This is a genomic window from Acinetobacter sp. SM34, from assembly GCF_022012365.1.
Lineage (GTDB): Bacteria > Pseudomonadota > Gammaproteobacteria > Pseudomonadales > Moraxellaceae > Acinetobacter.
Genome location: NZ_JAKLTP010000025.1, coordinates 1 through 17,451, shown reverse-complemented (window position 1 = coordinate 17,451; position 17,451 = coordinate 1). Strand labels below are relative to the sequence as shown.

Annotated in this window: 13 protein-coding genes and 4 pseudogenes; 5 read left to right on the top strand and 12 right to left on the bottom strand. The window is 40.2% G+C overall.

Going from position 1 to position 17,451, the window contains the following annotated elements:
- Positions 1–72: 72 nt before the first annotated feature.
- Together LZZ98_RS15140 and LZZ98_RS15135 are read right to left on the bottom strand one after the other, a co-directional pair.
- Positions 73–150 (bottom strand): annotated as a pseudogene (locus LZZ98_RS15140) (TIGR03915 family putative DNA repair protein); the annotation flags it as partial.
- Positions 150–1,316: pseudogene (locus LZZ98_RS15135) on the bottom strand (putative DNA modification/repair radical SAM protein). The pseudogenes LZZ98_RS15135 and LZZ98_RS15140, both read right to left, overlap by 1 nt.
- 200 nt (positions 1,317–1,516) lie before the next feature.
- On the opposite strand from LZZ98_RS15135, the gene LZZ98_RS15130 reads away from it, so the two are divergent.
- Positions 1,517–2,566 (top strand): NAD(P)H-dependent flavin oxidoreductase, encoded by a 1,050-nt coding sequence (locus LZZ98_RS15130; RefSeq protein WP_269091881.1) that lies wholly within the window; start codon positions 1,517–1,519, stop codon positions 2,564–2,566.
- Positions 2,567–2,628: 62 nt separating this feature from the next.
- On the opposite strand, the pseudogene LZZ98_RS15125 reads toward LZZ98_RS15130, so the two are convergent.
- Positions 2,629–2,911, bottom strand: a pseudogene (locus LZZ98_RS15125) (hypothetical protein); the annotation flags it as partial.
- Between the two features lie 210 nt (positions 2,912–3,121).
- Entirely contained in the window at positions 3,122–4,147 is a 1,026-nt protein-coding gene (gene dusB, locus LZZ98_RS15120) for a tRNA dihydrouridine synthase DusB (RefSeq protein WP_237788557.1), read from the bottom strand.
- Between the two features lie 82 nt (positions 4,148–4,229).
- On the opposite strand from dusB, the gene LZZ98_RS15115 reads away from it, so the two are divergent.
- From LZZ98_RS15115 to LZZ98_RS15105, 3 genes and pseudogenes are all read left to right on the top strand, one after another.
- Entirely contained in the window at positions 4,230–5,438 is a 1,209-nt protein-coding gene (locus tag LZZ98_RS15115; RefSeq protein WP_237788556.1) for a DUF1615 family protein, read from the top strand.
- Positions 5,405–6,052, top strand: coding sequence for an HAD-IB family phosphatase (locus LZZ98_RS15110; protein ID WP_237788555.1), 648 nt, complete (start codon positions 5,405–5,407; stop codon positions 6,050–6,052). The genes LZZ98_RS15115 and LZZ98_RS15110 overlap by 34 nt, the downstream gene beginning before the upstream one ends.
- Before the next feature lie 103 nt (positions 6,053–6,155).
- Positions 6,156–7,025 (top strand): annotated as a pseudogene (locus LZZ98_RS15105) (IS982 family transposase).
- Between the two features lie 435 nt (positions 7,026–7,460).
- Here the strand turns inward: LZZ98_RS15105 and LZZ98_RS15100 are convergent.
- Together LZZ98_RS15100 and LZZ98_RS15095 are read right to left on the bottom strand one after the other, a co-directional pair.
- A complete protein-coding gene (locus tag LZZ98_RS15100; protein WP_237788554.1) occupies positions 7,461–8,555 on the bottom strand; it encodes a fatty acid desaturase family protein in 1,095 nt (364 codons plus the stop codon).
- 14 nt (positions 8,556–8,569) lie between these two features.
- A complete protein-coding gene (locus LZZ98_RS15095) occupies positions 8,570–9,637 on the bottom strand; it encodes a ferredoxin reductase (RefSeq protein WP_237788553.1) in 1,068 nt (355 codons plus the stop codon).
- Between the two features lie 139 nt (positions 9,638–9,776).
- On the opposite strand from LZZ98_RS15095, the gene fabR reads away from it, so the two are divergent.
- Positions 9,777–10,472 carry an HTH-type transcriptional repressor FabR gene (gene fabR, locus LZZ98_RS15090; protein ID WP_237788552.1) on the top strand — a complete coding sequence of 232 codons (696 nt, stop codon included), beginning with the start codon at positions 9,777–9,779 and terminating at the stop codon, positions 10,470–10,472.
- A gap of 1 nt (position 10,473) precedes the next feature.
- Here fabR and LZZ98_RS15085 read toward each other — a convergent pair whose 3' ends face one another.
- The 6 genes from LZZ98_RS15085 to LZZ98_RS15060 all read right to left on the bottom strand — a co-directional run bounded on the left by LZZ98_RS15085 (position 10,474) and on the right by LZZ98_RS15060 (position 17,417).
- Positions 10,474–11,352 carry an alpha/beta fold hydrolase gene (locus LZZ98_RS15085; RefSeq protein WP_237788551.1) on the bottom strand — a complete coding sequence of 293 codons (879 nt, stop codon included), beginning with the start codon at positions 11,350–11,352 and terminating at the stop codon, positions 10,474–10,476.
- Positions 11,353–11,511: 159 nt separating this feature from the next.
- The gene (locus tag LZZ98_RS15080; RefSeq protein ID WP_237788550.1) at positions 11,512–11,778 is read right to left on the bottom strand and encodes a PAAR domain-containing protein; all 267 of its coding nucleotides are present in this window, start codon (positions 11,776–11,778) and stop codon (positions 11,512–11,514) included.
- 144 nt (positions 11,779–11,922) lie between these two features.
- The gene (gene rapA / locus LZZ98_RS15075; protein WP_237788549.1) at positions 11,923–14,760 is read right to left on the bottom strand and encodes an RNA polymerase-associated protein RapA; all 2,838 of its coding nucleotides are present in this window, start codon (positions 14,758–14,760) and stop codon (positions 11,923–11,925) included.
- Between the two features lie 142 nt (positions 14,761–14,902).
- Positions 14,903–15,547: an RluA family pseudouridine synthase gene (locus LZZ98_RS15070; RefSeq protein WP_237788548.1), complete on the bottom strand. Its 645-nt coding sequence runs from the start codon at positions 15,545–15,547 to the stop codon at positions 14,903–14,905.
- A gap of 129 nt (positions 15,548–15,676) precedes the next feature.
- The gene (locus LZZ98_RS15065) at positions 15,677–16,387 is read right to left on the bottom strand and encodes a phosphopantetheine-binding protein (RefSeq protein ID WP_237788547.1); all 711 of its coding nucleotides are present in this window, start codon (positions 16,385–16,387) and stop codon (positions 15,677–15,679) included.
- A gap of 145 nt (positions 16,388–16,532) precedes the next feature.
- Positions 16,533–17,417: a hypothetical protein gene (locus LZZ98_RS15060; RefSeq protein WP_237788546.1), complete on the bottom strand. Its 885-nt coding sequence runs from the start codon at positions 17,415–17,417 to the stop codon at positions 16,533–16,535.
- Positions 17,418–17,451: the final 34 nt, after the last annotated feature.

Sequence of the window (17,451 nt, the reverse complement as noted above, 5' to 3'; positions counted from 1 at the left end):
GGCTTAAAGGAGGATTTTAAGTATTTAAAAACAATTCTTCAAATGAGGACACGCCCTAGTGACATTGACCTAAAACTCTTTAAATTGAAAGGCACGAAATACACAATTGAGTAAACCGGTCATACTACCATCGAAGCCATAGGTCGCCATCAGAAACCAAAGCCTAATTGTGGGGAGAGTTGTTGAGTATATTTTGACTGTCCCGACTGTAAAATCTGATGACGAATCTGGCTCGGTAATTGTTCTTTAATAAATTTAGGTGTATCGGCACAACGAATAAAATGTTGCGCCCGGTTATACGCCACCCCAATACATTTTAATTGATCGATATGAATTTTACCAAAGCGACGCGCCTGGACAATTTTTTAGCAGAACGCACGCCAATACCGGGCACGCGCAAAATCATGCGGTAATCAGCACAATTTAAATCGACCGGAAATTGCTCCGGATGACGCAGTGCCCAACTCAGCTTGGGATCAACATCAAAATCCAGATTCGGATGTTTTTCATCGACCAGTTCAGTCGCATCAAAACCATAAAAACGCATCAGCCAGTCACTTTGGTATAACCGGTTTTCTCGAAGTAGAGGCGGTGCAGAACCAATTGCCGGCAAAGATTTTTCCTGCCCATTGATCGGAATATAACCGGAGTAATACACGCGTTTCAGTTTAAATTCCTTATAATGCCGGTCCGCCATTAAAATAATATCTTGATCGGTTTCACTATGCGCGCCCACGCGACCATTTGGGTGGTTTGCCCTGAGGGAACAAATTGAGGAACGGAACGAATTAGCTTGCGTTCATCTTTAAATTGAATTAAACGGTCGCGCACAATGCCTAAATCTTTTTGCACTTCTGCATGGGTTTTTTCGTTCCGGGAGCAAATTTTTGCAAGCCTGCTGCAGTTGGCATTTCTAAATTAATACTCATGCGGTCTACATATAAACCGGCTTCGGTAATGATTTCCGATGATGCCCCAGGTATGGTTTTTAGATGGATATAGCCATTAAAATTTTCTTCTAGACGTAATTTTTTCACCACTTGCAGCATACGTTCCATGGTGTAATCTGCCGATTTAAATATTCCCGAACTTAAAACAAGCCTTCAATATAATTACGGCGATAAAAGTTCATGGTCAAATCAACCACTTCCTGCACGGTAAATGCCGCCCGTTTCACGTCATTGGAGCGCCGTGAGACACAAATTGCCCAGACCTTTATCTTTATTTTTACGGTTACTGCCACTTGAAGAACACGACACATCATACTTGGCAGCATCAGCTAAAATTTGCAGTTTTTCACGGATACGCTCAGACATGCGCAGACAGCACTCAAAAATAAAAATACATTATAAAATTTTAATTTTCAGAGAGGTGTTCACTGATCTTAAGCACGACAGAGACTGACGTATTGTTTGTTATTGAATAAAAATAAAAGTCTTTTTATTTCGCAAGGAAATAACGAATATTATTTGCTTAATTTTCAAGGCTTGGGCAAAGTGATATAGATGAGGAGGAGTTGAATATGACTTTATTAAAACAACTTGCGATTAAACATCCTATTTTTCTTGCCCCGATGGCAGGTGTTTCCACCCCCAAATTGGCTGCTGAAGTTTCTAATCAAGGCGGTTTAGGTTCATTAGGGTTAGGTGCCAGTACAGTTGAAGCTGCCCGTCAGCAAATTCTAGAGACTCAAGCCCTGACTCATCACTCTTTTCAGGTAAATTTCTTTTGTCATCAAAGTTCAGAATTAGATTCCCAAGTTGCAGAACAATGGATTCAATATTTGGCACCACAATTTGAGAAGTATCAGGCTGTGCCACCCAAAGAATTAAACTGTATTTATCCCAGCTTTCTCGATAACGACGATTATTTAAATCTGGTTCTAGAAACGCGTCCCCAAGCAGTCAGTTTTCACTTTGGTATTCCACATCCTCATCAAATTCAGGCCTTAAAACAGGCTGGCATTATGACCATGGTGTCAGCCACCAATCTGGCGGAAGCCCTTGAAATTGAAGCGGCAGGTATTGATGTCATTATTGCACAAGGCATTGAGGCAGGTGGGCATCGCGGTATTTTTAACGAAACATTTGACAGTGCTGTTAAAACCTCAGATTTGGTGCAATTGCTAAAACAGTATTGCACTTTACCTATTGTTGCTGCGGGTGGCATTATGAATGGGCAACAAGCCCAGTTATTAATGAAATTGGGGGCAGCAGCCGTTCAACTTGGGACTGCTTTTGTACAATGTAAAAGTTCCAATGCAAATGCTGCTTATCGAAAAGCACTATTTAGCAAACCGATTACTCAAATTAGCACAAGTATTTCTGGCCGTCCTGCACGTGGTTTAATTAATCACTGGCATACCCAAGTCGATCGGCCTGAACGACCGCAAGTCGCCACTTATCCTTATTGCTATGATCTGGGTAAACAACTCAATGCCGTGGCAACAGCACAAGGCGACGATGGGTTTGGTGCATTTTGGGCGGGTACCAATGTAGCTCAAATTCGAGAAATGGAAGCTGCGGATTTGATTAATCAACTGGTTCTGGAAATGAGTCAAGCCTAATTATCCAGGTCAGATAAGCCATAAAAAACCTCTCACTTGAGAGGTTTTTTTATCGGGTATAACTAACGTGTAGCACGATGCCAAGCATCTTTAGCTGCATATTTGGCTTCTTCCCAGTTGAGACGAGACTGATCCTTGGTACTTTTCCCACTTGCTTCTTAATTCCAGTTCAACATGCTCAAACTCAGTATCACGGTCATATTGAATCCTATTACCATAACCTACTTGATAAGCATTCCGGTAATCCCGGTCGTAGTCTAAATCACTATAGGTATTTCGGGTTTCATTGAAATAAGGCGTCTTATGATGCTGTTCTCTCCAATACGCATCTTCTTCGGCTGGATTTAGCATAGGGCAATTTTAGGTAAGCTCTGTCTTATAAGTGTCCTGATTGGGTGATGTGATGTTGTAGCCTGTAATTCTTTGAGTATTGTTATACAAGTTATGCAAAAAATATTGATAAAGAAAAAAATCACTGCTCTTTATTTTGATGAAACCTTTTCAATAAAGAGCAGTGACCTATGTTGAGCATGATAATAAAAAACCAACAAAAGCCTATTTGGTTTCAAGCAGGTTCACCTGCTCGACCTGTACATCACTCATAATTTCGCCTTGAGCAAGGAGCTGATTAAAATAGTCTTCCACTACATTAAACTGTTCAGCTGTACTTTCGACCTTGTACATATTTTGGCGGAATTCATTGCTTGAACGTAAACCCTTGGTATACCAGGCAATATGTTTACGCGAAATACGGCAACCTGAATATTCACCGTAAAAATCATACAGTTCTGATAAATGTCCTAATAGTACATCTTTCACTTCAGCAATACTTGGTGCTGCAAGCTGTTCCCCAGTTTTCAAATAATGGGCAATTTCACGAAAAATCCAGGGACGACCTTGTGCCGCACGGCCAATCATCACAGCATCTGCACCAGTATAATCCAGCACATACTTGGCTTTTTCAGGACTGTCGATATCGCCATTGGCAATGACTGGAATCTTCAACATTTCTTTAACTTCTTTAATTAAAGAATAACGTGCCGTATTCAAGTACATATCTTCACGGGTACGTCCATGCAAAGCCAAGGCTGCAATGCCTGCTTGTTCAGCACGTTTTGCTACACGCAGAATATTTTCATGACCATTTAAATACCCTAAACGGGTTTTTAATGTGACTGGAACATCTACTGCAGCCACCACGGTATCTAAAATTCGCGCGACCAGATCTTCATCTTTTAATAAGGCGGAACCGGCTAATTTATTGCAGACTTTTTTCGCCGGACAGCCCATATTGATGTCAACAATCTGTGCGCCATTTGCTACCTGATAACGTGCCGCTTCCGCTAACTCATTCGGTTCTGAACCGGCAATCTGTGCGGATATCGGTGCCAGTTCACCATCAAAGTTGGCACGGTAAAGACTTTTCTTACTCATGCGTAAGGTCTGGTCTGAAGTCATCATTTCACTGACCGCATGCCCTGCACCAAAATATTTACACAACGTCCGGAATGGACGATCCGTAACACCTGCCATGGGAGCAACAATTAAATTATTTGACAGTTGATATGGACCAATATACATATAAATTCATCACTTTTTCGACTGGCATAGTATACTTCATCTGCTGTACTGGCTCACCCTTTTGGAATATGTTTTCATTATTATGGAAAAAACTCTTTTTATTTCATCTCGTGTTAAATCTTTGAGTATTCTAGCTTTGTCACTTAGCCTGGCGGCATGTGGCGATAATTCATGGTGGTCGAAAAATCATGAACCAACACTAGAAGAAGATCAAATCCAGCGCCTTATTCCATCACGTGTTCATCAGCGTGCCTCATGGGCTAAAGATATTTACAGTATTACCGATCAGCTGGATATCCCTCAAACCAAAGAAAATATTTGCACTATCGTGGCTGTAGTGGATCAGGAATCCAACTTCATTGCAGATCCGCACGTTTCAGGCTTGGGTGAAAAAGCGGTGAAGGAAGTTCAAGACCGTCTGGATGAAAAATTTAAAAGCAAATTGGGTGATACACTGGGTGGAACGGTTGCAGGCTATTTTGAAGAAGTTTTAAAAAATCAGCCGAGTCCTAACAATAACTATTTAAGCCAGATGCGTAAGGTGCAAACCGAACGCGAATTGGATGAGTTATATCGTGAAATTTTTAGCTATATGTCAAAGCATTATCATGTCAGTACGCTCACAGGTGCAGCAAAACTGGTCGGACAAGACATTGGTGAAAACTTAAATCCCGTGACCACATTGGGTTCAATGCAAGTCCATATCGGCTATGCCAAAGCACACAAACGTCAAGGTGGCAGCAGTGCCGAATTGCGTACCGATTTATATACTCAATATGGTGGTTTGTATTACGGTATTCATCGCCTGATGATGTATCCGGCCGATTATGACAAGCCCATTTACCGTTTTGCAGACTACAACTCCGGTATGTACTCAAGTCGCAATGCGGCTTTCCAGAGCATGCTGAATGACTTGACTTCAGATGAGCTAGAACTGGATGGTGATCTGCTGCTGTATACCAAAGAAGGTTCTATTCGCTCTATAAGCAGCCAATCCGAGCGTGATCTGATTAGTGTTTTTGCTGCCAATAATATTTTGGTTACTCCTCGCCAAATCCGTGCAGATTTGAAAAAGGAAAAACAGAAAGATTTTGAAGATACAGCAACCTATCGTGCTGTATCAAAGCTTTACCAAGAGAAAACCGGCAAAAAACCGATTTATGCTATCATGCCTAAAGTGGTCATTTCTGGTCCAAAATTAAGCCGCGATTATAATACCAACTGGTATGCAACCCGCGTCAATGGAAGATACCAATCATGTATGCAACGAGCAAAAAGAATAAAAATCTAGCGCTCTTCGACTTTGATGGAACCCTGTGTACCAAGGACAGTTTCACAGGGTTTATCTTCTATGCACTCTCTAAACGTCATATTGTTAAACAGGGCATAAAAATTCTGCCTTGGATTCAGGCCTACTATTTAAATGCCTATCCTGCACATGCCATGCGTTCTAAATTATTTCGTGCTATGTTTAGTAATGCCAATGCTCCGAAACTGCAACAGTCAGCACAGAAATATGCTGCGAGCTTAATGACTCAATTAAACCATCCTCTACTGGAACAGCTTAAGCAGCATCAAGCTTTGGGTGATGATGTAGTCCTGGTTTCAGCATCGGTCGATGTTTATCTCAAGCATGTCTGTACGCTATTAAATATTGACTTAATTTGTACCCAGACTGAACAGGTCAATGAGGTTTATACGGGACAATACACCACACCCGATTGTAGTTCGGAACAAAAAAGACAACGAATTTTAGAAAAATATCATTTAGATGATTATGCGGTGATTTATGCCTATGGCAATAGTCGTGAAGATGATGAAATGCTCGCAATGGCCAATCATACTTTTATGGTGGGGACAGATCAGCAATTACCCGAAATTATCAGTTATAAAAAGTTGGCTTAGTTTTATTAATTAACCCGAATCGCGGATAAGAAATTGACTTGAAAAACAGAAGGACTAGAGCCATCAGTTGAGTTACCACACAAAACTCATAGCTCTAATCCTGATGTTCAATAGTACCGAATTATTCTGTGTAATTGATGATTTCTTTTTTAAATTTGAAGCAACTTATTGGAAATTTCTAAAGCAAAGCCATCACTGCTTAAGAATCCGAAAAGCACAACTGAGTATCTCTGAAATCATCTTTATCGCCATTGGGTATAAGTGTTCTCACTTCAATAATTTCAAAGCATTTTTTTCATGGTTGAAACAGGATAAAAGTCATTTATTTAAGAGCTTACCCTGTTATCAACGCATGATTCACCTGATTAATATGCATCAATTAGCACTACATGCTTTACATGTAGCTGTAATGAAAGCTCAACATAGCCAATATTTATGGATTGATTCAACGACTCTGCCTGTCTGTAAAAATCAGCGTATTCAGCGTCATAAATCATTAGCCAAGATCGCATCTCGAGGTAAAAGTTCAATGGGGTGGTTTTATGGCTGTAAATTACATATCGTGATGAATCAATTTGGTGAAATCGTGTGTTCTGCTTTATCCAATGGGCATGTTGCTGACATTAAAATGGTTGAACAATGAGTTGAAGGTTTACAGGCGAAACTCTATGCCGACCGTGGCTATATCAGTCAGGAATTAAAAAGGAAACTGAAAGAGCAACGTATTGATTTAATTACCTATCATCGAAAGAACATGCAATCTGTTCAACTCTGTGCATCAGATGAATATCACTTAAAGCAGCGCAATAAAATAGAAACATTATTCAGCCTATTGAAGGGACAATACAATTTAGTGACGAGTAGAGCACGTAGTGTTTGTGGATTTCTAGGAGGGATTTATGCTTCATTGTGTGCATATCAATTGAGCCACCGAAATAAGCCAACCATTCGAGTAATGGAATCATTGGCTTAAACAGGATTCGTGTTATATTTAGCTTTCATAAAATATGTTGAATTAATAATTTTATTTTATTTTTCAATAGGATGAAAAATATACAAATTCTTTAGCTAAATAGTTTGCAAGTATTTTTATAACAAGATGTGTATAAGAGATTCGTTTTTATTGACTTTTATTTTTAAATATTAACAATAGCAAAAATGCTCAAAATAATAAATTTCACATTTTTTTTGAAAAAAAATCAACAAAAATTTACAATAAATTAAAAAAAGTATTTTTTGAAACAGTCTACTGTATGAATTAAATATTTGATCTATTCCTCAAATATAAAAAGTGACTCTTTCAAAGTCACTTTTAGTTAAGAATTTGGCTAGATGAGAAAATCACGTCTTGTCACAATTCAAATCGCTTTAACAACTTAAATGATGTTTCCATCTATTTAAATTTTATTTACTTCTTGAATGGAAAAGCATATTTAACAATACGTTTAAGCACACTGCCATACTGTTTAACCAAGCTGGCATTATTGTAATTTAAACCATATTTTTCACAAACTGCCTGAACTTTAGGCGCCATCTTGCGGTAACGGCGTGCCGGAATATCAGGATATAAGTGATGCTCAATTTGATGGCTTAAATGACCTGTCAAAATATGGAAGGCTTCTGAACCCGTCAGATTAGATGAACCTCGGATCTGACGCATATACCAGTGACCACGGCTTTCATTTTCTAGCACTGATTTCGGGAACACCTCTACATCTTTAGTGAAGTGACCACAGAAAATAATACTAAAGGTCCAGATATTGCGGATACCATTAGCAACCAGGTTACCAGTAAATACAGGTAAAGCCGCAGGGCCTGCAATCAATGGGAAAAACACATAATCTTTAAACAATTGTTTGCCAATTTTCTTTTGCATTGGCTGCCATTCTTTTTTGGCTTGTTCTTTGCTTTTACGACCAAACCATACTTTACCCAATTCAAGGTTTTGAATTGCTACGCCCCATTGGAACAACAAGCAAAATGGAATGGCGTAGATTGGTTGTAAAAGATAGCCTGGTTTCCAGCGCTGTTCCGGAAACAGGCGCAGCAAACCATAACCGATGTCATCATCCATACCTTTAATATTGGTATAGGTATGGTGCTTATAGTTATGGGTCTGACGCCAGTTATCTGCTGTGCCGACAATGTCCCACTCATAACTTGGACCATTGAATTTTGGATCGTTCATCCAGTCATATTGACCATGCATGACATTATGACCCAACTCCATGTTTTCCATGATTTTAGCAAAGCCAAGTAAGCCAGTACCTAAAACCCAAGCTGGTGGGAACCAACCTGCAAACAAACAGGCACGCCCTGCAATGGAAGCATAACGAACGGTTGAATAAACACGACGAATATATTTGGCATCTTTTTCGCCAATATCATCTAGCACTTCTTGTTTAATTATATCCAATTCACGAGCCAAATCATCTAATTGAGATTGAGTGAGCTCACCATTTTTAGGATTTTTAAAATATTCTACTTTAACGGGCATATTCATGATTTTTAACTCACTTATAAATCAATCACAAGATCTGACTGAGCTGAATTGACACAGATTTTTAATAAATTACCAGGTTCGGAATTTTGACTACCATTCACTAGATCTTTAGTTGAACCTTCAACTTTATTACACACACATTTATGACAAATGCCCATGCGACAACCATGAGTAGGTTTAATATTTTGTTGTTCCAGACTGCTCAGAATAGACTGGCCTTTAGGGATAACCAGTACTTTATTAGATTTCAATAAGGTTATGTTAACAAAGCCAATATCGGAAGTTTCAACAGGTGTCATGCTAAAAGCTTCACTTTTGAAACTCTGTGCATTTGCAAACAGCTGTTCCGCCTGTGCAACAAATCCGGATGGGCCGCAGGCATACACCAGACTATTTTCAATATTATTTACCAAAGCCAAATGGTCCTGGTTTAAGCGTTTGCCCGCATCTTCTTCCTGGGTATAAAAAATCTGAAAAGAAAAATTAGAATATTGTTCAGCCAGTTGTTCAAAACGTGCTTTAAAAGCAGCATCGGCATATTGTTTAACCCAGTACAACAACTGGATCGGTGCTTGAGTCATGCGATCTGTTTTAGAGAGTGCTTTGAGTAAACTTAGCATTGGAGTAATACCACTACCCGCCGCAAGCAATATCATTGGCTGAGCCTGCGTAGGTAACAGCATATCGCCATAAGGCTGACCAAATTCAAGAATATCGCCGACTTGAGCCTGCTCCACCAGCCACGAGCTGACTTTACCCTGATCGACTTTTTTTACTGTAAGCAAAATATGTTGGCGATCGAGTTGAGTCAAACTATAGCTGCGTTCATAGCGAATACCATCGACTTCCACAAAGACCGGATGATGTTGTCCTGCTTGCCCCATTTTAAAATGACGGTTCACTTGAATAGTCAAACTCACCATATTTTGTGCAGCATTTTCTTTCTGCACAATTTTACCCAATGCCTGATTCACAGACCAAAGTGAATTAAATTTTTGCAACCAGAAATTAGCCGCGTACTGGTCAATAACGCTATCAGCAAGTGAACCTAAGGGAGATTTCATTTTTTCTACAACATGCATAGTCAGTACCACGCGATCGATTTTTAATTATTATACACATGTATATATACTTGTATATATATTTGTATTGTTTCTATTCATTTCCCAAGTTGCAATGCAACCGTTATAATGTTTTCGTATCTCTAATCCCTTGAAAAATATGAACCCGTCTTCAATCAAAAAAAATGTTGATGCTCCTGTTGATAAACAGAATGTTGTTCATGAACCGGTGATCGTCCGTACTGTAGGACGAAAAGCAACCATTACCAAAGAAGAGCTGTTTCAAGCTGCATTGAACTTAATTGGACCGCAAAAAAGCATCTCTTCCTTGAGCCTACGTGAAGTTGCGCGTGAAGCTGGCATTGCGCCCAACAGTTTTTATCGGCATTTCAGAGATATAGATGAACTTGCGATTGAGCTGATTGATCGTGCCGGGATTGTATTACGTCAAATTTTGCACCAAGCGCGCTTAAAGGCCTCCAAGCAAAACAGCATTATTCGCAGTTCAGTCGAAGTTTTTATTGAACAGTTAGATGCCGATGAAGGCAATTTAAGTTTATTGCTGCGTGAAGCCTACACCGGCTCCGCTTCATATAAATTAGCGGTTGAACGCCAGTTAAATTATTTCCAGCAAGAATTACAGGAAGATCTCATTCGCCTGGAACGCCTCAATAACAACAGGCTTTCTCACCCCGATATCGCCGCAAAAGCCATTACCCAACTGGTATTTAATATGGGTGCAACAGTCATTGATATCTCTGCGAAGGAACGTAAGGAAATTGCCGAACAAACCATGATCATGATTCGGATGATTCTAGAAGGTGCACGCCATCTGGATGAAGCGAAAATTCGGTAATTTATAATTTTATTGCTTGTGAAGAATACCCGTCTAAATTCTTCACTGCGCATTCAATATTTTGCTGTGCTGAAATGATCTTTTTCACCGATTGGGCTGTGCTTTCAGGTTGCTCTAAAGGAAACATATGTCCGCCTTCGACTACACTAAACTCAACACCATAAGTTTTTTTCATCCCTTGGGGTAAACCTTGCTTATAAAAATGGCTTTGCTCTGCTGTAATTAAATGTACAGGTACTCGCGGTGCTTTACGCGGCGTACGCCACCACCACGCAGGTACAGTTCTAAAAATTTCCGCTTCAATGGCTTTAGGAATGCTTAAAGTCACGCCTCCTCTACTTTGATCTTGTGTAATACCATGTGCAAAATAATCATCAAAACACTGCTTATCAAAATTCTTGAACAGTCGGTTATTTCGCAAAGATGTATAGGCTTCATCAAAACTGCGCCAATGATCGTTGCGTTTAAGCGTAATCGCTGCAGGCGTGATTTTATCCACAGCTTTTAATTTAAGTTTTTGCATAGCTTCAAAAATAGCCGACTTGCTGCCAATCACAAAAGGTGGATCCATAATGATCAGTTGTGAAAACAAATCAGGGCGTTTATAGGCCGCCATTAACGTGACCAAGGAACCAAATGAGTGACCCAGCCCAATCACCTGCTGATCTGGAAATTGCTGTTCAATGTCTGCAATCACCTGTTCGACCAGATACTGCCAGCTCATGGTCACTGGATATTGTGGATTCAGGCCAATCATCGGGATGGCTTTTAAATTAAAATCGGCTTTAAAGTAATTAAAAAACTTTTGATAAGTGGCTGAAGGTATACCATTGGCATGGGTAAAATGAATCGCATTTTTCTTGAATAATCCATCTGTCATACCCGTTGCTCTTGTTTAATTTGTGCCATTAATAGTGCGATAGCTTAAGCAAAAGCGAACCTAGATGAAATCGCTAAATCTATGATTCCCTGACTTGCAAGTCAGATAGCATTAAACCGCAGAATCATCCAGCACAAAAAATAATTGGATTACTGAAATTTATTTTTTCGAAACCACCAGAAACTGATTGCCTAAAAACGTTGCCCCACAGCTGGTTTTATCCCCTGCAATGACCGCTCCACGACCTTTAACCAATGTAGATTGATTCGCAGCAATGGCCGACACCATAGTTTGACATTGAGGACAATAATGCTTCATGCCATGCAAATGCACAGCGATTCCATTCATGACAAACGAAGGATCACATTCTGAAACTATACCGCCGTGTGAGGTTGTAGAACCCATGGTGACTAAAGACTGAGCCATTGTTATTCTTAATATGATTTATAATTATTTGCTCATTTTAGCATGAGATTTGTTCTGCTCTCCAGATAAACCAATGTTCAGACTAAAGAAAATAGTGCCGATAAAAAAGCACCCGTAGGTGCTCTTTTATGAAAAAACTTTTGTTTATGGCTTAACCACCACCATCACCTGAATCGCTTCCGGTGTGACTGATAAACCCTCTAACAGGTTCAAACCTTCTTTCTGGAATTTCTGCAAACGTGAAATTTCATCTTCACGGATGCTTGGGTTAAATTGCTTCAGGTAACTTAAACGGTCAATTTCATATTGCCATTTGTTGCCATAAACTTCCTTAGCCTGCTGCTTAAAGTTTGGCAATGCAGCTTTGGCAATATCCAATGCCTGTGCATAACGCTGTTCAATGACTTCACGGCGTGCTTTCACTACCTGACGGCAGCTATTGCCATCCAGGTGATGTAAATAAGGTTTCAGGATATCTGGTACAATCTTGTCAGATAGGTCCTGACCTTTTTCACTGAGCAATACGCGAATCAGCTGTTGCGGCAAGCTTGACGGCAAGTTTAATGCTTTCGGTGCAACCACATCCACCTTGAACCATACTTCCAGCAATACCGAACCTTGTGGCAATGCAGCAGATTTTAATACCGCAACATTGGTACTACCAAAAGATTGGGTATTAATCATCTCCATCACACTTTCAGTGAAGGGATGTTCCAGAGTCAAATATTGCGCATCTTCACGAACTTGTGCCTGATCACGATAGAAGGTTGCAGTCATACCTTCTTCATCTAAAGACAAGCCTTGAACCTGCATTTGATCGGTCGGCTTGATGATGACGGTGCCGTTACTTTGCTCATCGAAATCGATATTGGTCGATGCCATAAAGCGTTTCATAAACATTGGCAAAGTGGTGTTGTCGTCATAATCTTCAAGCGCCTGCACAATTTCCTGCGCCACGATTGGACGGCAAGAGTTGTATTCAAGCAAGCGGTCACGGCCTTCCTGTAATTCCGCTTCCAGCGCTTCACGCTGAACGCTAACCTCTTCAAGCAAATCTTCAAACTGCTGACCCAAGTCTGCCAATAAACAGTCTTTTAATTTCACAATGAAGTTTTCTTGCAGGGTTTGTGCCGTTGGTGAAATATTGCTGAAAATATTCAAACCTTCGTTGTACCAGCGGAACATGCGTTCCTGTGCTGTACCCATCAAATAAGGTACATGAATCTGAATACGGTTTTCCTGACCAATACGGTCCAGACGACCAATACGCTGTTCAAGCACATCCGGGTTGGCAGGCAAGTCAAACAAGATCAGGTCTGATGCAAACTGGAAGTTACGACCTTCCGAACCAATTTCAGAACACAACAAGATTTGTGCGCCATAAGATTCTTCAGCGAAATATGCTGCTGCCTGGTCACGCTCAAGCAGGCTCATGCCTTCATGGAACATGGCGGTACGGATGCCGGCATGCAAACGCAGAACATTTTCCAGCGCTTCAACTACCGGGCCACTACGTGCAATCAGTAATACTTTTTTGTGCTTGAGTTCGGTACGCAGCATTTCCATGAGCCACATCACACGTGGGTCATGCTCCATCCAGGCACCATCCAGCTGTGCTTCTTCAGGCCACATTTGCTCACGCAATTTACCGTCTTTAGACCAGTTTGCAGGTGCGGGTAAAGCTGCTGGTCGACAGTCACGGCCCGGGAAACCCTGAATCGCTTCACGGGTATTACGGAATAAAATACGGCCTGTACCATGACGGTCTAACAATTCATGAATGGCACGGAAACGCTGTTCAGGTTCATCCTGAATGCTATGCCCTAACAAGCCTTCAATCGCTTTTAAATGTCCTTCTTCCAAAGGCATGTCCGACATCAACACTTCAGCAATTTTTGCCGTTTGATGATACTGCTCTTCTTCGTCCAAGAAACGATCCAGTGAGCTAAAGCGTTGTGGATCGAGCAGACGTAAACGTGCGAAATGACTTTCTACACCAAGCTGTTCTGGCGTTGCAGTGAGCAGTAAAACACCCGGTGTTTTTTCAGCGAGTTCTTCAACCAGATCGTAACGGTCATTACCGCCTTCCTCTTCGCTCCACATCAGGTGATGCGCTTCGTCTACTACCAGAAGGTCAAAACCGGCTTCTAAAGCCTGTTCACGTAAATCATCATGATCGACCATCAAGTCAACAGAAGCAATGATACGCTGCTCGGTCAGGAACGGGTTTAAATCAGGATCATGTTCTTTAATTGATGCGGTACGGGTCAAATCAAATAAAGAGAATTCCAGATTGAAACGGCGACGCATTTCAATCATCCACTGATATTGCAGTGAATCTGGAACTAAAATCAGGATACGTTCAGAACGGGCAGTTTTCAGTTGTTGATGGATAATCAAACCTGCTTCAATGGTTTTACCCAAGCCCACTTCATCCGCCAGTAATACACGCGGTGCAAAACGCTGACCCACTTCATGTGCAATATAAAGCTGGTGTGGAATTAAGCCGACACGTGCACCGACCATGCCACGTAAGGGACTGTTCTTCATATTGGCTTGCATCAGTAATGCTTCAATACGCAGGTCATACCATTCTTTATAGTCGACCTGGCTGGCCAGCAAGCGGTCAAGCGGTTTAGACAGCTGAATGGTCGCACCAATACGGGTTTCATTTAACGACTTACGTTCTTCGCTACCATCTTCCAGAGTACGAATCACGTTATAACGCACCACACCATGACGGTCTTCAAAAGACTCAACCACCCATTTGGTGCCTTCCTGATCCTGCAGTTCATCTTTAATGTTAAAAACGATACGTGATAAAGGTGCATTGTTACGTGCATAGACACGCGTTTCATCACTTTTTGGGAATAAGATGCTAACCGATCGTTCATCTACATCAATAAGAACCCCTAATCCGAGTTCTGTTTCTGTATCTGATAACCAACGCTGACCAATAGCAAACTGATGCAATTTTTCCACCTTTATCTAAAAATGACGACTCTAATTTCAAGCTCAAAAACTGCCTAGTATTTGAGCAAAAAAATAGGTCTTTAAGCAATATATTTTGACATAAAGCCCACTAAAAAGTGCGCAAAATCGATGAGATTAAAAAGTTTTCACCTTAAAAAGGCACAGGATAATAAAACTCTACCAACTGCTCTGTTTGCGGATGATAAAAACTTAAGTTTTCGGCATGCAAACACAGACGCGGCATTAACTGTTGCTGCTCGGCTGTAGCATATAAAGTATCACCAACAATCGGATGCCCCAGATACTGCATATGCACGCGAAGCTGATGTGAACGCCCGGTAATTGGCGTGAGTTTGACACGCGTAACCGCCTGTCCCTGAATTTGAAAATGTTCAATCGCCTGCCAATGAGTTAATGCAGGCTTGTTATGCTTGGGATCGGCAATATGTAATGGCGGATGTTCAGGATCGTACACCACAGGCACATCGACCGTGCCTTCCCCTTCAAGATGCCCTGCCACAACAGCCTGATAGGTTTTTTCGGTTTGGCGTTCCTGAAACTGGCGAGAAATGGTTTTTTGTCCCCATTTGCTTAGGCCAAACACCAGAATGCCGGAAGTATCTCGATCCAGACGATGTATCAGTAATGTTTTTGGTTCTATTTCTAATAATCGGTTGATCACGCAATCTTGTAAATCTTCGGTTTTGCCGGGAACAGTGAGCACACCTGCAGGTTTATGGATGACCATAAAATCTTCATCACGATGTATCAGATGTTCGGTTAGAAAATTACTCAATGTTCAATCCCAGGCTGATCGCGAAAACAAGCCGGCAATGATAGAAAGCTTGGCACAGAATTACAATGCACAATGCTTGAATTGGCGACGGTTTTTTCGATTTTAAACAAAAATAATTTCAATAGCACTTTATGAACCTGCCGATTGCAATATAAAGCTGGCCAGTTCATGCAGTGAATTATGTTTTAGGACATCTTCATAAGTGATATTTGCCCCATGCGCGCGCCAAATGCCAACCAGAGTGACAATAGCCACAGAATCCAGTCCGTATTGTCTTAAATCAACATAAGGATCAATTTCAAGTGCATCCATGTTCAGTTGTTCAGCAACGGCGAGCATAATCCCCTTGGTGGAAAGCACATAATTGGACGGCGCACTTAAATCCCAGAGCCGAGTCAAACTATAGCTATTCATATGATGCAAACCTTGTACCGAAATGTTATCAATCCATTGAATATGCTGTTCCTGATTCGGCAATAAAATTGCATCGTCCACAACACAGATTTGCTCGGTGACACTTTGCAAATGCGGCAGGATTTGTTTCAGCATCGGCGTGACCTGTCCGGCAAAAATCAGTTGTGGATGCGATGATGCATATTCACCAAGTTGCTGCATGCCCTGCATCAAATCATCACCGTACAAATCAACAACTGGAATATCAAGTGCTTTGGCTTTATTGCTGATTTGAATCAGATGAGTCATGAGGTCGCTGTCTTGTATGCCTGCCATCATCCTTAAATTTTGTAATCCCACTAAAATGAGTACTGAATCTGTAGTTGATAGTTGCCATTTGGCTTGGGAGGGTGCGAGTTGGATTTTTTTGGGCATAGGGTAAAGCATGGGAGGCTCTTATAAATACAAAATAGCATGATGATTCATGCTATTTTAGTTTAGCATCGACTTAAAAAACACTTTGATTTAACGGACGTTGATTCTGCCATTTTACTCCTAGACAGGGTATTAATTAACCTCAACTAGTAGTTAACTAAAAATCTAATTTTCTATTTTTAATTATTAACATATCTCTATTTGTATCATTAATTCCTGATTTAATGATTTTTTCAGAACAATGATGAAAATAGTCTAGTTTTGTTGAGATTAGAGGATACACACACGTTATGAGAGTATCTTTATATGGAGTTGGTACATGAGCATTTAAGCTCAATATTCTTAAATTGTCCTCTTTATTTATATCAATGAAGGATATAGCTTTTATCTCTTTTGTAATACTATATTCCGTACCATGCATTAGAAAAATTATAAAAAGAATAATTTTCTCACAACGTAATCTATATATGTTTTCATCAAGGGAAAACTGATTTTCTTTTAAAACGTTGATGAACTCTTCAATTATCTGTTCTTGCGTAAAAAGTGGCTGACTAATCAAAAGCTGCAACATATCTTCTGTAACTTTTCGAACCGTACCTTTGAGAGTTCCTTTTAATTTATACGTATTTGTTCCCTTGATCTTTTGGAATACATTATTAAATTTACTTTCAAATTGAGTTTGAGAGCATTTATATTTTTCTGTAAAGGTATCTTTAGACAAATGAATATTAAATTTTATTTTTTCAATAACATAGCTTGGTATTGGTTTGCTAAAATCTAAGGGTTCTTTTTCATCAAAGCTATGCTTCGTATGAAATAACATACTGCTAAAAAAACCATTCATGTGATAAAAAGTATTTCCTTGATCTCTCATTTCATTGTGTGCTGCGAAATGTGAAATTTCTTGAAATAAACTTTTTGGCTTAGAATATTCTCTTAGTTTTATTAATATTAAATCTATATCAGATGGACTAAATGAGTCAGCCTCTATTTTATCCAAGATCTCTTGTATTTTTTGTCTTTCAGAAGTTTTCTTTAACATATTTGCTTGTTCAATTTGATCTTTAGTTTAATGC

What these genes read in the sequence shown, in the direction of transcription:
- LZZ98_RS15060 (WP_237788546.1), bottom strand. Translation starts at nt 17,417, where the DNA reads ATGTTAAAGAAAACTTCTGAAAGACAAAAAATACAAGAGATCTTGGAT.
- LZZ98_RS15085 (WP_237788551.1), bottom strand. Translation starts at nt 11,352, where the DNA reads ATGACAGATGGATTATTCAAGAAAAATGCGATTCATTTTACCCATGCC.
- fabR (WP_237788552.1), top strand. Translation starts at nt 9,777, where the DNA reads ATGAACCCGTCTTCAATCAAAAAAAATGTTGATGCTCCTGTTGATAAA.
- LZZ98_RS15065 (WP_237788547.1), bottom strand. Translation starts at nt 16,387, where the DNA reads ATGCTTTACCCTATGCCCAAAAAAATCCAACTCGCACCCTCCCAAGCC.
- LZZ98_RS15080 (WP_237788550.1), bottom strand. Translation starts at nt 11,778, where the DNA reads ATGGCTCAGTCTTTAGTCACCATGGGTTCTACAACCTCACACGGCGGT.
- dusB (WP_237788557.1), bottom strand. Translation starts at nt 4,147, where the DNA reads ATGTATATTGGTCCATATCAACTGTCAAATAATTTAATTGTTGCTCCC.
- LZZ98_RS15095 (WP_237788553.1), bottom strand. Translation starts at nt 9,637, where the DNA reads ATGCATGTTGTAGAAAAAATGAAATCTCCCTTAGGTTCACTTGCTGAT.
- LZZ98_RS15100 (WP_237788554.1), bottom strand. Translation starts at nt 8,555, where the DNA reads ATGAATATGCCCGTTAAAGTAGAATATTTTAAAAATCCTAAAAATGGT.
- LZZ98_RS15115 (WP_237788556.1), top strand. Translation starts at nt 4,230, where the DNA reads ATGGAAAAAACTCTTTTTATTTCATCTCGTGTTAAATCTTTGAGTATT.
- LZZ98_RS15110 (WP_237788555.1), top strand. Translation starts at nt 5,405, where the DNA reads ATGTATGCAACGAGCAAAAAGAATAAAAATCTAGCGCTCTTCGACTTT.